Annotated in this window: 14 protein-coding genes; 7 read left to right on the top strand and 7 right to left on the bottom strand. The window is 53.0% G+C overall.

Annotated features, from left to right (window positions below):
- Window positions 1–293 precede the first annotated feature (293 nt).
- On the top strand, window positions 294–2,150 hold the full coding sequence (locus tag FC18_RS04200; protein WP_054680026.1) for a GGDEF domain-containing protein: 1,857 nt from the start codon (window positions 294–296) through the stop codon (window positions 2,148–2,150).
- 48 nt (window positions 2,151–2,198) lie between these two features.
- Here FC18_RS04200 and FC18_RS04195 read toward each other — a convergent pair whose 3' ends face one another.
- Both FC18_RS04195 and FC18_RS04190 read right to left on the bottom strand, forming a co-directional pair.
- On the bottom strand, window positions 2,199–2,420 hold the full coding sequence (locus FC18_RS04195) for a type II toxin-antitoxin system prevent-host-death family antitoxin (protein WP_054680029.1): 222 nt from the start codon (window positions 2,418–2,420) through the stop codon (window positions 2,199–2,201).
- Window positions 2,421–2,450: 30 nt separating this feature from the next.
- Entirely contained in the window at window positions 2,451–3,647 is a 1,197-nt protein-coding gene (locus tag FC18_RS04190; RefSeq protein ID WP_056975535.1) for an aminotransferase-like domain-containing protein, read from the bottom strand.
- Window positions 3,648–3,852: 205 nt separating this feature from the next.
- Between FC18_RS04190 and FC18_RS04185 the strand changes: the two genes are divergently transcribed.
- From FC18_RS04185 to FC18_RS04175, 3 genes are all read left to right on the top strand, one after another.
- Window positions 3,853–4,761 carry a LysR family transcriptional regulator gene (locus tag FC18_RS04185; protein ID WP_056975533.1) on the top strand — a complete coding sequence of 303 codons (909 nt, stop codon included), beginning with the start codon at window positions 3,853–3,855 and terminating at the stop codon, window positions 4,759–4,761.
- A gap of 76 nt (window positions 4,762–4,837) precedes the next feature.
- On the top strand, window positions 4,838–5,107 hold the full coding sequence (locus tag FC18_RS04180; RefSeq protein WP_054680039.1) for an AbrB/MazE/SpoVT family DNA-binding domain-containing protein: 270 nt from the start codon (window positions 4,838–4,840) through the stop codon (window positions 5,105–5,107).
- Window positions 5,104–5,469: a type II toxin-antitoxin system PemK/MazF family toxin gene (locus FC18_RS04175; RefSeq protein WP_054680042.1), complete on the top strand. Its 366-nt coding sequence runs from the start codon at window positions 5,104–5,106 to the stop codon at window positions 5,467–5,469. The genes FC18_RS04180 and FC18_RS04175 overlap by 4 nt, the downstream gene beginning before the upstream one ends.
- A gap of 61 nt (window positions 5,470–5,530) precedes the next feature.
- On the opposite strand, the gene FC18_RS04170 is transcribed toward FC18_RS04175, so the two are convergent.
- Window positions 5,531–6,448, bottom strand: a complete 918-nt coding sequence (locus FC18_RS04170; RefSeq protein ID WP_054680045.1) for an aldo/keto reductase — start codon at window positions 6,446–6,448, stop codon at window positions 5,531–5,533.
- A gap of 188 nt (window positions 6,449–6,636) precedes the next feature.
- Here FC18_RS04170 and FC18_RS04165 point away from each other — a divergent pair, with 188 nt between their 5' ends.
- Entirely contained in the window at window positions 6,637–7,371 is a 735-nt protein-coding gene (locus tag FC18_RS04165; RefSeq protein ID WP_056975531.1) for a sulfite exporter TauE/SafE family protein, read from the top strand.
- 199 nt (window positions 7,372–7,570) lie between these two features.
- A complete protein-coding gene (gltX, locus tag FC18_RS04160) occupies window positions 7,571–9,055 on the top strand; it encodes a glutamate--tRNA ligase (protein WP_056975529.1) in 1,485 nt (494 codons plus the stop codon).
- A gap of 51 nt (window positions 9,056–9,106) precedes the next feature.
- Here the strand turns inward: gltX and FC18_RS04155 are convergent, their stop codons facing one another.
- The 4 genes from FC18_RS04155 to FC18_RS04140 form a co-directional block, all read right to left on the bottom strand.
- A complete protein-coding gene (locus tag FC18_RS04155) occupies window positions 9,107–9,580 on the bottom strand; it encodes a ribonuclease H family protein (protein WP_054680046.1) in 474 nt (157 codons plus the stop codon).
- A gap of 125 nt (window positions 9,581–9,705) precedes the next feature.
- A complete protein-coding gene (locus FC18_RS04150; protein ID WP_082620463.1) occupies window positions 9,706–10,839 on the bottom strand; it encodes a site-specific integrase in 1,134 nt (377 codons plus the stop codon).
- Window positions 10,836–11,099, bottom strand: a complete 264-nt coding sequence (locus tag FC18_RS04145; protein WP_225353758.1) for a DUF3173 family protein — start codon at window positions 11,097–11,099, stop codon at window positions 10,836–10,838. Before FC18_RS04145 ends, FC18_RS04150 begins: the two co-directional genes overlap by 4 nt.
- 77 nt (window positions 11,100–11,176) lie before the next feature.
- Window positions 11,177–12,457 carry a replication initiation factor domain-containing protein gene (locus tag FC18_RS04140; protein WP_054680056.1) on the bottom strand — a complete coding sequence of 427 codons (1,281 nt, stop codon included), beginning with the start codon at window positions 12,455–12,457 and terminating at the stop codon, window positions 11,177–11,179.
- A 376-nt stretch (window positions 12,458–12,833) separates the two neighbouring features.
- Between FC18_RS04140 and FC18_RS04135 the strand changes: the two genes are divergently transcribed.
- Window positions 12,834–13,370: a helix-turn-helix domain-containing protein gene (locus tag FC18_RS04135; protein ID WP_054680059.1), complete on the top strand. Its 537-nt coding sequence runs from the start codon at window positions 12,834–12,836 to the stop codon at window positions 13,368–13,370.
- Window positions 13,371–13,509: the final 139 nt, after the last annotated feature.

Here is a 13,509-nt window from a genome sequence, read left to right as displayed (position 1 = left end):
CTACACCTCTGAGTTGGAGAAAAATCTCCAACACCAGAAAGTGTAGACCCCTTTTTTCGTGCACATAACAGCAAAGTGTTCGGTGTGCGTTTATTGTTCAAATTGGTATAGGTATTGGGTCGGAATATTGTGTAGTAAATATCTGTCGAAATTTTTGCGTCGTGTCGCGACAAGCAACTTTTTTAATCCGGCACAGCAATAATTTTGCAAAATCTTGTACACTTTTTAGCCAAAATTGGTAAGATAGTGGTGGTAAAAAGAAACAACAGCATTTTGGTACGGAGATAAGGTTTATGATAGCGCAATTTATCAGCAATTTACCCGCGATAATCGTCAGACTAATTACGTTATGCTTTTTCAGCATTGGCTTCATTCAGTACTACCAACGCGTTTGGTCCGATGTGTTTGAACCGACAGATATTAACCATCCAGCGTCAACGGGGCGCCGGGTATATCTGAACTTACTCAGCTTGGTGCTGGGCCTTGGGGTGAACATCCTCGCTCTGGGCTGGTTCACCGGCGAATCACTATTAACCTACAATAATTTGGCCTTGTACGCCCTGACTTTGGCGCTCATGTATGGCGGCTTCAATACGGCCGAAGTCGCGCTGCAGTTCGCGGCGGTGCTGACCATGTGGATTACTGTGCACTGGGCGAACCTCACTGCACTGCCAACGCTCATCAGCTTCGTCCTGTTCATCATCACCGTGGTCTTCATGCACCAGTTCCGCGACTTCTTCATGAGCCGGTGGCAGTGGTACGTGAGCGGCGCCATCGTGGTGTCGGGCCTTTTTTGGCTTGCGGCCCCAAGTGTCCTGCACGGCCAGCCGATGACCGGCGCTGTCCGGTTCCAGGGCATGTTGCTGTACACGCTGATGGGCGCGTTCGTGATTGGCTACTGGCTGCGGCAATACAATGAAGACAAGCGGCGGCGCGAGTTAGAACGCCTGGCCGATTATGAGCGCGGCACGCAAAACGACACTTATGCGGATACCCAGCACGAACTGGCAGAGCTGATTAAGTCAGCGCTGATAACGAAACAGCCACTGACTTTCGTGGAGATTGACCTGGATAACTTCCGCCAAATCAACGATCGCTTCGGCCACTTGGCGGGAAATGCGGTGCTCATCGGCGTCACGGACACCGTGCGCACGTTGCTGGATCGCAAGCAAGTGGATTACCGCATGGCGATGACGACGGGTGAAGAGTTCACGCTGGTCTTCCCGAATAAGTCGGCCGAGGACATTTTGCCGGAAATCAAGGGCGTGTGGCAGGCAATCCGGAAGAGCGAGTACAAATTCGAAGCGCGCAGCCTGGCCGTCACGGCGTCCATCGGGATGACCGACCTGCTGCCGGAAGACAACGACCTGAATGAGCTGTACAAGCGCGCAGATAGCTCGCTGTCGCGCAGCAAGCGTAACGGCCGCGACATGATCACGCTGAACGGCAAGACGATTGTGGGCACGGACCATTCGCAAAAGCGGCTCGGCGACTACGCGTACTTTGTCCAGGGCATCTATGAAATGCGTGACGGCAAGCCAGTGATCAAGTCCCATGAGTTGCTGCTGCGGACGTACGACAAGATGCAGGATCGCTGGATTCTGCCGGATTCGTTCGAACTGCCGGCGTGGATGCAGATTGCGCTGCTCAAGTCGGTGATGGACCGGACTGGGATTCGCACCTTTAACATCAACCTGACTGCCGCCCAATTCGAGGATGTGGAACTCGCAGAAGCTCTGTCCCAGTTCGTCGAAAGCGCGGACGGGCCGGATCAGCTGAACGTCGAGATTACCGACCTAACCGACTCGCAGACGACGCGGCGAATTTGCGCCGTGTACCGGGATTCGGGGATTAAAATTATGATTGATGACGTCGGCAGTGACAACAGCTTCGAAGTTGTCCGCGACGCTCTGCCGTACGTCAACAACGTCAAGTTTGCGATGCAGAACCTGCGCAAACAGACGACGGCGGCCGAACTGAAGGAACGCGCCCAGTTCTGGTACCAGACGGCGGTGGAGAACCACCTGACCTTCGTGCTGGAGGGCGTCGAGAACGATTCAGATATCCAGATGGCCAAGGAACTGGGGATTAAGCAGTTCCAGGGCTACCACTTCGACAAGCCGCACTTGCCGGAAGCGATGGAAGCATAGGTACACAAAGAGAACCAGGACTTGGAATTATAGTCCTGGTTCTCTTTTTTACATCCTAAAATCATTTAGTGCGGTTGTTGAACCTGACTCCGCATGAATAATGTCTTGATATAAATGGTTCATGGACTGGAGCTTTTCAAGTTCGGATATGTCCATTAAGGCGTATTTTTTGCGTCCATTCTGAGTTAAAAATATAGGATTATCTGGTTGAACTTGATTTAGTAACTGATTATAGTTAGCCAACGCAGATATTGGCTGAAGTTTCGTCATAAACCTCACTCCTTCACTAAACATGGCGAATCAAGCCATTGCCGTTGCTGCGCCACACGTCACCCGCATTGCTTTGTTAATCCCGGCGGCCAGCTCCCGGCACCCGCGGCGAATCGCGGCCTCGTCGGGGTTGGTGAACGCCAGCCGCATGCCGTTCTTGACGTTCTGGTCGGGATACAGCGTGGTTGAGGGCACGAAGGTGACGCGGTCTTGCACCTGTGCGAGCACGGTCTCGCTGTTGATGCCGGCTGGCAGTTCCAACCAAACGAAGAACCCGCCGGCAGGGTCGCTGATGTGCACGGATGCGGGCAACTGACGCTGCAGGCCCGTGACCATCGTCTTGCATTTGCGCGCGTAATTCCGGCGCAGCACCTTGATGTGCGCGTCCAGGTCGTTGTGTGCCAAGTATTCGCTGACGGCGCGCTGCGTCAAGGTGCTGGATTCCAGGTCGCTGTTGCTCTTCAGCTGCACGAGCTGGTCGATGATGTGCTGGGCGCCGGTGACCCAGCCCAGGCGCAGGCCGGGGGCAAGAATCTTACTGAAGCTACCGACGTGCAGGACGTGGTCGTCCTGGTCGAGCTGCCGCAGGGTGGGCAGGTTCGTGCCGCGGTACCGCAGGGCGCGGTATGGCGCGTCTTCCAACACGAGCACGTCGTATTTGCGCGCTAAAGCGAGGAGTTGCTGCCGTTTAGCCAGACTCATGACGGTGCCGGTGGGGTTTTGAAAATCGGGGACGGTGTAAATCAGCCGTACCCCGCCGCGTGCGAGGGTGGCAGCGACCTGCGCCATGTCCATGCCGTCGTCGTGGACGGGGATGGTGCAAAACTCGGGTTCGTACGTGCCCAGTGCGGCGAGGGCGCCAGGATACGTCGGTCCTTCGACGATGACGCGCGCGCCGGGGTCGAGCACCAGCCGGCCGATGAGGTCGAGGGCCTGTTGGGCGCCCTGGGTGATCAGGACGGATTCAGTGCTGGCTGGCACGCCATCGGCAACCAGGCGGGCGGCCAGTTGTTTGCGCAGCGGCTGGTAGCCGGCCGCACTGGAGTACTGCAATGCAGCGGTGGTGCTGGCCAGAGCCCGGTTGAACCCGGCATTTAATTCGCGCTGGGGGAACAAATCGGGGTCGGGCAGGCCGCCAGCGAACGAGACTTGGTTCTGCTTCGGGGCGGCCAGGAGGTTCCCCAGTCCCGCGTCTTTACTGTTAATGATTCGTTCTGCTAGTTGCATGCTCATACCTCCATTGAATTTTGCCGGCCCACAAGCCGTTTTTTTGCTTACAACTAGAGGATAAATCGCCGGCGAACATTAATAAAGCTCAACAAATTCATTTTGAGGTGAATATAGCTCACCTAAATGACGTAAATAATGCTAGAATAAGCCTGTAGAATTAATCCGTCACCACGGGCCGCACGTGCCCAGTAAGGAAGTATTTATGGCTAATTTCGCATACCAAGTATTCGCCGCCGTGGTCAGTGAGGGCACGTTCGCCCAAGCCGCTAGCGAGCTCAACGTGACCCCCAGCGCGGTGTCGCACAGTGTCAGTCAGCTGGAAAAAGAGCTCGGCTTTCCGCTCTTCATCCGCAGCCGCAGTGGGGTCGAACTCACCAGCGACGGCCAGGCGGTGCTGCCGGTCATTCAGGGCATCTTGAACCTCGAAGACCAGCTGCACCAGGTCGCCGACAACATCAACGGGCTCGCGGCTGGGCGGGTGCGCATCGGGGCGTTCTCCTCGGTGTCTACCAACTGGCTGCCGCACATTATTCGCGCGTTCAAGAAGCAATACCCCCAGGTTGAAGTCGAAGTCATGCAGGGCGGGTTCAACGAAATCACGGAGCAGGTGCGCAACGGGACGATCGACATCGGCTTCTCGCTGCTGCCCGTCGCCCCTGGCGTGGAAGTGGAGCCGCTGCTGCAAGACCGCATTTATTGCGTCACCCCCACGACCTTCGCGCCCGCATCCGGCCGTGACGTGAACGATGCGGACATCGCGGGCAAGCGGTTCATCCTCCAGCAACAGGACTATGACCGCGATACCAAGCGCGCCCTCGACCGCTACCACGTGTCGGCGAACTCGTTGACCTATTCCATCGATGACCAGTCGATTCTGTCGATGGTGGAATCGGGTCTGGGCCTTGGCATCTTGCCCGAACTGGCGCTGAACAAGTTGGTCGGCGCCGTCAACACGTATCCATTCTCCGAGCCCTTCGCCCGGACGCTGTGCCTAGTGGTCAACCAGACGCAGGCCCACGCGCCGAGTGTCGTCCGCATGCGGCGGGAGATTGAGCGGTATCTGGCGAGTGAATATGGGAGTTTGTATTTGGGGAAGAAGCCGCGAAATTAATCAGTCTGGGTTTGTATATACTTGTATACACGGTACTGTCAGTATATACTTGTAGATACAGAGAGGGGCGTAAAAGATGGAATATCCAGAATACGGTGTTGATGAAGTACTCGGAACGTTTACTGTTAGACGGACAGGAAATTCATTGAGCGTCACGCTACCTAGTTCAGCCGGATTGAAGGAGGGCACTCAAGTCGTATTAACCAAGAACGCCGACGGAAAGTTGGTGTATACACCGCAACGAGTCAACCCTTGGTACACTGAGGCGGCAAATTATGATTTTAGAGCTGATTTAGACAAACTTGATTATGATGTTGATGGTTCTAAACGGGGGAAAGAACTATGACAGATTCTGCGCCAAAAGCGGGAGATATCATAACGATTGATGTTGAGCCGCATTCTGGCAGAGAATTTGGTGGACATGATCCAGAGTCTGGTAATATACGACGCAACGTCATTGTCTTATCGAATGATGTGTACAATGCCAAAACCGGAATGATAATTGGAATGGTGGTTGCGCACTCACACTTTTTGAATCCAACCTGGTATCAGCCGTTTGCAGATTTTGATAGTGGTGTTTCTGGAAATATCGTATTGTGGCAAATTCCCAATTACGACTTTGAAAAACGACACGGGAAGATTGTTGGCCATGTACACACCAAATTACTCGTTGAACTTCAGCAAAGCGCGCGCAATATTCTATCGTAATGAAAAAGAGGAGACTCGCCCAAACGCGAATTTCCTCTTTTTTCATAACCTGATATTCACTTTATGGCAAATCGTTCCCCGCCGCGAAGTACACGTCGTACCATTCCTGCTTGCTGAGTTCGAAGTTGCCCGCTTCGGCAATCTGGGCGATGCGGCCGGCGTTGGTCGTGCCGGCAATCACCTGCGTGCCCGGAATCCGCAGAATCCAAGCGGCCGCGATGGCGTTGACGTTCGTGTTGTACTTGTCTGCCAATTCGTGCAGCTTCTTGTTCAGGTCTGGGAACTTCGGGTTGTCGATGAAGACCCCGGCGAAGAAGCCGTACTGGAACGGACTCCAGGCCTGGATGGTCATCTTGTGCATCCGGCTGTATTCCAGGATGCCGCCGTCGTGGTTGATTGAGCGTTCATCGGTCATGTTGGTGTGCATGCCGAAGTCGATCATCCCCGTGTGCATGATGGACAGCTGCAACTGGTTTGCAATCAGCTTCTGTGGCACTGCCTGCTGCAGGAATTCAACCTGCATCGGGTTGAAGTTCGACACCCCGAACTGGCGCACCTTGCCGCTGTTTTGCAGCGTCAAGAAGGCTTCGGCGATGTCGTCTGGTTCCATCAGTGGGTCGGGCCGGTGCAACAGCAGTGTGTCCACGTAGTCCAGCTGCAAGCGTTCGAGGCTGGCGTCGACGGCTTCCAGGATGTGTTCCTTGCTGAAGTCATAGCGTTTGCCGGGGAAAATGCCGACTTTGGTCTGGACGAGCACGTCGTCACGACTGAAGCTGGCGTCCTTCAGTGCGGCCCCGAAAATCTTCTCGGATTCACCGTCGCCGTAAATGTCGGCGTTGTCGAAGAACGTAACGCCTGCGTTGTGCGCGGAGTCGAGCAAGTTCACGGCCTGGCTGTGGTCGAGGCTGGGAATGCGCATCACGCCCAGAGCCACGGCCGAGGCGTTCAGTCCGGCGTTACCCAAATTAATCTGTTTCAAGATGTTGCCTCCTTAATCATTTATGCCCTCAGCGTACCACGGCTGGCGCTGAATGAAAACGGACACAACGCATTATGTGCAATGTTTCGGGGAAAGTGACAGCGCGGGCAAAAAGTTCAGTGGCCGCCGTTAATCGGTGCCCGCATTGTGCTACGATAGGCGTATTGATTTTAGGCGGAGGTAAGGCTTTGAGCTGGATTTTGATCATGGTATTCGCGGCGGTGGCGGCCGCCTTGGTGCAGGGACTCACGGGTTTTGGTTCCGGGATTGTCCTGATGGTGTTCCTGCCGCACATCCTGCCCATCAGCCAGAGTGCCGGCGTGTCCACGCTGACGATGTTCATCGGCAACGCGCTGCTCGTGTGGCGCTACCGCAAAGCGCTCGATTTCAAACGCCTCATCGTGCCTTTTATCGTGTACGCGACGGTGGCGACCTGGTCGGTGCACCTGGGCACGGTTTTGCCGGTGAACACCCTGAAGGCCCTGCTCGGCGGCTTGCTGATTGTGCTGGCGCTGTACTTCACGTTTGGCCGCAATGCCGGCAGTGTGCGCTTGCCGGTGGTGGTCACCGTCATCTTTATGGTGGTGTCGGGCTTTTTCAACGGCCTGTTTGGTATCGGTGGGCCGCTGATGGCACTGTATTTCCTCACGCTCGCCAGCTCCAAGGAGGAGTACCTCGCCAGTATCCAGACGTTCTTCTTCATGGACACAATCTACGTCACCACGCTGCGCTTTGTGACCAACGTCTTGAGCGTGGCGGACGTGAAATTCGTGGCGGTGGGGATGGTCGGCGCCGTGATTGGGACGATGGTGGCCAGTCGCGTGGTCGACCACCTGAACATCATGCGGGTGAAGCAATGCGTGTATGTTTTCATCGCGTTGGCGGGGATTTTTTACTTATTAACCGGCCTGCAAGTGATTTAAGGGGCTAAAGCAACGCAAATATTTCTGAAAAAGGCAAAATCCGCCAACGTTCCCGGCTGATTCTGCCTTTTTAGGTGCACGTTGTGGTAAAATTCAATGTGTATTGTTTGAAAATGGGGTAAACAGCACGATTGTGGTGCTTGCCTTGAGATATACGCTCTGGGTGTTAGCTCAGAGTAACCAAATGGAGGCAGAAATTTTGGCAGATCGACCAATTCGCGTACGATACGCGCCAAGCCCAACCGGACACCTGCACATCGGGAACGCCCGCACGGCTTTATTCAACTACTTGTTTGCACGGCACAACAACGGGACCCTGGTTCTTCGGATTGAAGACACGGACACCAAGCGGAACGTTGCGGACGGTGAACAGAGCCAGAAGGACAACTTGCACTGGCTCGGCATCGACTGGGATGAAGGTCCGGACAAGGGCGGCGACTTCGGCCCATACCGTCAGTCCGAACGTAAGGATATTTACCAGAAGTACATCCAGCAGCTGCTGGACGAAGGTAAGGCATACGAATCCTACAAGACCGAGGACGAACTCGAAGCTGAACGTGAATTGCAGAAGGCTAACCACGAGATGCCGCACTATGTCTACGAATACGAAGGCATGAGCGAGGACGAGAAGGCAGCCGCAATCGCCGCAGCCAAGGCCAAGGGTCTGGAACCTGTTATTCGTTTCCACATTCCTGCTGACCACAACTACACCTGGAACGACATCGTTAAGGGTGACATCTCCATCGACTCCGATTCTATCGGGGGCGACTTCGTTATCCAGAAGCGCGACGGCATGCCAACGTACAACTTCGCGGTTGTCATCGATGACCACTTGATGGAAATCAGCCACGTGCTCCGTGGGGACGACCACATCGCCAACACGCCTAAGCAGATGGCGATTTACGAAGCATTCGGTTGGGAACACCCAGTGTTCGGCCACATGACCCTGATCATCAACACCGAAACCGGGAAGAAGCTGTCCAAGCGTGACGAAACCATCCTGCAGTTCATCGAACAGTACAAGGAACTAGGTTACCTGCCACAAGCAATGTTCAACTTCATCACCCTGCTTGGCTGGTCGCCAAAGGGTGAAAGCGAAATCTTCACCAAGAAGCAGTTCATCAAGCAGTTCGATCCAGAACGCCTGAGCAAGAGCCCAGCTAAGTTCGACCAGAAGAAGCTTGAATGGGTGAACAACCAGTACGTCAAGAACTCCGATGAGAACGAAATCGCCGGCCTCGCGCTGAACAACCTGATTAAGGCTGGTAAGGTTGAAGCTGACCCAGATCTCAAGACCATCGAATGGGTCCGTCAGGTGACTAACCTCTACAAGCAGCAGATGTCTTACACCGCCCAGATTGTGGACGATGCCGCACTGTTCTTCAGCGAGCCAGCCGAACTGACCGACGAAGACATGCAGGAAATCGCCGACGACCAGGCTAAGCCAGTTATCGACGCCTTCTACAAGAAGATGCAGACCATCACCCCGTTCAGTGCGCTCAACATCAAGAACGCAACGAATGAAGTCCGCGACGAAACCGGGGCAAAGGGCCGCAAGCTCTACATGCCAATCCGGATTGCCACGACCCGCGTGATGCACGGTCCGCAGTTGCCAGAAACTCTGGAACTGATCGGCCGCAAGACAGTCCTTGCCAACATGGAATACGTGATGAGCAAGCTGTAATGTGCAAAAGACCCCGACTCAATTTGAGTCGGGGTCTTTTTGTCTGCGTGCTTATTGCTCGCGTTCGAGCCGGTCCATGGTCTTGTTCAGGGCCTCGTCGACGCGGTTGTTATTCTTGTTGTTGGCGTGGCCTTTGACCTTTTGGAACGTCAGGTCGTCGAAGCGGGCGACCTGGGCGAGGAGCTGCTGCCAGAGTGCGGCGTTCTTGACGGGCTTGCCGCCTTTTTGCCAGTTGTTCTGTTGCCACTTCACGTACCACTTCTGCTGCATGGTGTTGATGACGTAGGCGGAATCCGAGAAGACGGTGACGGCAAGGTCGGTACGCTTCATCGCGGTGAGTCCCTGGATGACCGCCATGATTTCCATGTAGTTGTTGGTGCGGCCGAATTCGCCATCCGTGAGCATTTTCTCGTGTTCACCGTAAATGAGCAGTGCCGCCCACGCGCTGGGGTCGGTGGTTTTGACGCTGCCGCCCGCGAAGTTGCCGTGGTTACGGTTGCCGCCGTCTGTGTAGATTTCAATCATGATTTTGCCTCTTTAGTTTTGCTGAGTATTTCCCGGGAACAGTGGCACATCTCGCGCCCGTCCCGTGGTATCAAGGTTTCTAGCACCACCGATTTTACTGTGGCACAGTTTTGACCCTTTTCAAATTATTTTGGCTCATCGGGCACCTCCTTGGAGAATATCCCGTTGAGCTTTTTTGCGACTTCAAAGTTACTGTTGGGGTAAAGATGACCGTAAGTGCCGAGCGTCGTTTCGATGTCCTCATGTCCCAGACGTTCTTTAATCTGGAGCGGGTTTTCACCGAGACTGATCAACAGCGACACATGCGAGTGGCGGAGGCCATGCACGGTAATCCGCTGAACTTTGGCGAGTGTACTGTACGCGTCCACAATATCCAAAAATTGCCCGTCAGAGCACGGAATCCCATCACGTGAGAATACCCACTCGGACGTCACCATCGCCGCTTGTGCGACCTGCCACGCATCTAAGCACGCAATGGTATCATCATCAAGCGCCACGGTACGGCGACTGGCGGCAGTCTTTGGCGCTGGAGTTTCAAACCAGTTGCGGTTGTGATAGTCCATGGTCTTATTGATGTTCACCGTCTTAGCTTCAAGATCAACGTCTGTCCACTTTAACGCCCGTGCTTCACCGCTACGCAAGCCAGACATGAACATGAACCACAACATCGTGTAATCAAAGCGGCCAGTGTACGTGTTGGTGTTCGTCTTGGCGAGTACCTTTTGGAAGTCGGCTTGCGTCCAGAAATTGATCTTCGCTTTCTTCTTTTTGATGAGGCCAACGACCCGTACTGGATTCTCGTTGATGATACCAAGCGCCTTAGCACGTTCAAGCACTTGGCCTAACATAATGTTGATGGTACGCGCATAGGATTGCTTACAGTCTTTGAGTACGCTGACTTGCCAATGTTGCACATCAATCGGCCGAATTTGGTCAATGATGATGTCGTTGAACCTAGTCAGATACTCACTGTTCATCAAGACTAGCCGCTGACGGTAGGTGCGTGGCTTTACTTGGGTTTTGTACCAAGGCTTGAACACGTCTTCCATAAAGTCGACAAACTTAGTCTGCTTGATGTCCTCATCATCGGCGATCCCCGCCGCCAACATTGCAACTCTTGCTTTTTTCGCCTCCGTTTTCGTTTTGAAGCCGCTGGCACGTTTTTGAATTCGTTTGCCAGTTCGTTTGTCAGTTCCTAAGCTTACGCGGAAGCTAAAAGTGCCGTCCGCCTGTTTGGTAATATGGTCTTTCGTAGTCAAGATAGTTCCTCCTTAACTGCGGAAAGGCCACTTGGTGCACCCTCAAGTTGGCTTAGTTTCAAGCCTAATACTGCGTCTACTGCTTCCACTGGAACACGGTCTACGCCTTTCTTACCGTACCATCCAAGGCCACGTTTGAGCAACAACTCTTTTGCCATTTTGATGATACGGCTTGCTTGCGCTGGACTGTACCCCAGCTTGATAAGGTCAGCTCTAGTCATCGTCAGGAAGACTGGCTGTTCTGGTACGTTAATATTCAATCAAATCACTTCCTAAAGTTTGGTGGGAGTGAGATAATCAAACCAGATAGAACCCATATTTTATCTGTGAAGGGTGACTACTTGCTTTGGTCGGCGTAGTCGCTCTTTTTTGATTTCTCACGTTGCTTTGAATCGGTCATAACACCGTTGCGTTGGTGCTGAAAATGGTGGATCACGTCCCAGTGGCGTTGCGTCAACTTACCACTGTCGATGATGGCTTTGAGTTCGTTTGTGTTATTGTACTGGTCAATCAACTGCAACATCTTGAGTGAGGGTGCGACTTGATTTCTCAACCACCGCGTAATATGGTCATAGTTTAACGGTTCTGGATTAGTGGAAAGTCGCAGCTTATCCCGATTGTTACCGATGAACGCCGCCCAACGAGGATCTAACACCCACTCACTTCTGGGTTTATGACTTGGCGTCAAGAAACGCAGATACTGATTGATGATGCCGAACACGACTTGTTCGGGATCGCGCGTCGCCAATAGATGTTCAACCGCTGTGGCGGCACGTTCGCGGCGTAGCCGCACTTCAAAGCGAGTACGGATCGGTTGATCTTCAATGGCGATTTCTGGGTGTTTCTGATGTTGCTCAAATGCCTTGTCGTAGATACAGAAATTGACTTCGCTTTGTGGCGAACCAAGGTACAAGGTGCGCCCAGAGGCGTGCCACTGTTTGGTGCGGTTGTCCCTGAACCCGCGAAAGCGTGAGCTGAATTCATCATGGTCGCACTTCTCAATTAGTGTTGGCACATCTAGTAATCCGTTGCGGTCGTTGATGGCTAAATCAAGTCGGGTGAAGTGGCAATCCAGTTTGAGACAAGTTTCGAGAAAATCGTACCAAGTTCGATGTTGCGATTGCAGATACGATTCGACGTAGCGACAACCTTGACCTTTCAGCTCAATCATTGTGCCACTGTCGTCTTTCGGGTTGTAATCTTCGGCATCCACATCTTGGTAAGGTGATAACATCATCTTGATCTCACCGCATGTCAAGGTTGCTGAATAGCCGTAGTGAGCGCCGTCGTGGAGATTGAAATGGATCGGGCTGATTTGGAACAGTTCGTTAATCAACTCTTCGTAGTCGTGCGTCTTGAAGGTGACGCTGAGATAGTCGATACAGACGTCCAGATTATTCTGACCGGTCAACGCACGCAACGCCAACGTCAGTTCTAATCGGGCTTTATCGTTGAGCGGCTTCTTGCGACCCAGCAGTTGATTCAGGTGTGACCGGCTGTAATTAGCCATGTCTGCGAGCTGACCTTGAGTAATATTGTTATCGCGCATTTCGTCGTGGACTTGATCAAGCCAATCTTTGTTGGTCATGCCGCCAATTAAGTTTAAGTCTTTGAGCATGTTAGCTCCTTTCCAAGCGTCCTAACAGCAATTCGGCGTTTTACCTATACGGTAAGGCCGTGCCACAGGCGCTTTATGCCTACCGTCGGATTTCTTGTTACTTGTATTTGCCCCCCTATTAGACACTGGGGGCTACAGCGGCCGGCTAACGCCGACCGCCGCCGCTCGCGCTTGCGGCTTTCGCGCTGCACGCCGCGCGCGGCGGCGAGGCTCCTTTCGTCTTATTCAAGTGGCGTGGCTCACTTGTTACCAATATCATAACGAGTGATTCATGGTATCTTCAATCATCGAAGTAGGTCATCCATTTGCCAATCACTAGGACTAAAAAGTTGCCCTGAACCTATGCCCAGATTATGATGAATCTGAGGTGATCAACATGATAGAAAACTTAGGTCCAAACGTCAAACGCCTGCGTGAAAAGCATGATATGACGCAAGAACAACTCGCCCAGGCAATAGAAGTGCAGCCCAACACCATCTCCAAGATTGAACGCAACAAACGTAGCCCAAGCTTTGACACGCTGAATCGACTAGCCCGCTTCTTCAACGTCACACCAGTAGACTTACTAGGCTCACCCGACGAGCAAGAGATCCAAAGCATCCCCGCGATTCTCGACCGAGTGGATGAATATTTGCCTAAGCTCAAGGAAGTCCATCAGTTGACCCATCAACTAGAAGACTTCTCGCCACGGCAAATAGACTATCTCGTCGATCAAATCAACGAGATAGCCAAATTTTTTGCACCATATATCGAAATGGACGAGGATGGTATTCCGCTGAATCTTGATCACAACGGTCGGGTAATCGAAAGTCCGTCACACTATCGACAATTGCCAGTGAAGGAAATCGACCGAATCTATCAGGAAATTGAAGCAATCAAGACTTTCAATCAAGACAAGTTCAATCCTGAGTAGGCGTAGAATTCTCAACAGATACCTGGCAAAGCATCTTTTTCAAATAACCAATCATCCAGTGAATATACCAAAATATTTACCAACGGGTGAGGATCCTGCAAACGGCCGTTCTCAATTTTGTTATAATGGGATGATCACA

Source organism: Lacticaseibacillus sharpeae JCM 1186 = DSM 20505, assembly GCF_001436225.1.
GTDB lineage: Bacteria > Bacillota > Bacilli > Lactobacillales > Lactobacillaceae > Lacticaseibacillus > Lacticaseibacillus sharpeae.
This window is presented reverse-complemented; position numbering and strand designations above follow the sequence as displayed.

What these genes read in the sequence shown, in the direction of transcription:
- FC18_RS04175 (WP_054680042.1), top strand. Translation starts at nt 5,104, where the DNA reads ATGACAGATTCTGCGCCAAAAGCGGGAGATATCATAACGATTGATGTT.
- FC18_RS04135 (WP_054680059.1), top strand. Translation starts at nt 12,834, where the DNA reads ATGATAGAAAACTTAGGTCCAAACGTCAAACGCCTGCGTGAAAAGCAT.
- FC18_RS04195 (WP_054680029.1), bottom strand. Translation starts at nt 2,420, where the DNA reads ATGACGAAACTTCAGCCAATATCTGCGTTGGCTAACTATAATCAGTTA.
- FC18_RS04180 (WP_054680039.1), top strand. Translation starts at nt 4,838, where the DNA reads ATGGAATATCCAGAATACGGTGTTGATGAAGTACTCGGAACGTTTACT.
- FC18_RS04140 (WP_054680056.1), bottom strand. Translation starts at nt 12,457, where the DNA reads ATGCTCAAAGACTTAAACTTAATTGGCGGCATGACCAACAAAGATTGG.
- FC18_RS04185 (WP_056975533.1), top strand. Translation starts at nt 3,853, where the DNA reads ATGGCTAATTTCGCATACCAAGTATTCGCCGCCGTGGTCAGTGAGGGC.
- FC18_RS04200 (WP_054680026.1), top strand. Translation starts at nt 294, where the DNA reads ATGATAGCGCAATTTATCAGCAATTTACCCGCGATAATCGTCAGACTA.
- FC18_RS04155 (WP_054680046.1), bottom strand. Translation starts at nt 9,580, where the DNA reads ATGATTGAAATCTACACAGACGGCGGCAACCGTAACCACGGCAACTTC.
- FC18_RS04190 (WP_056975535.1), bottom strand. Translation starts at nt 3,647, where the DNA reads ATGCAACTAGCAGAACGAATCATTAACAGTAAAGACGCGGGACTGGGG.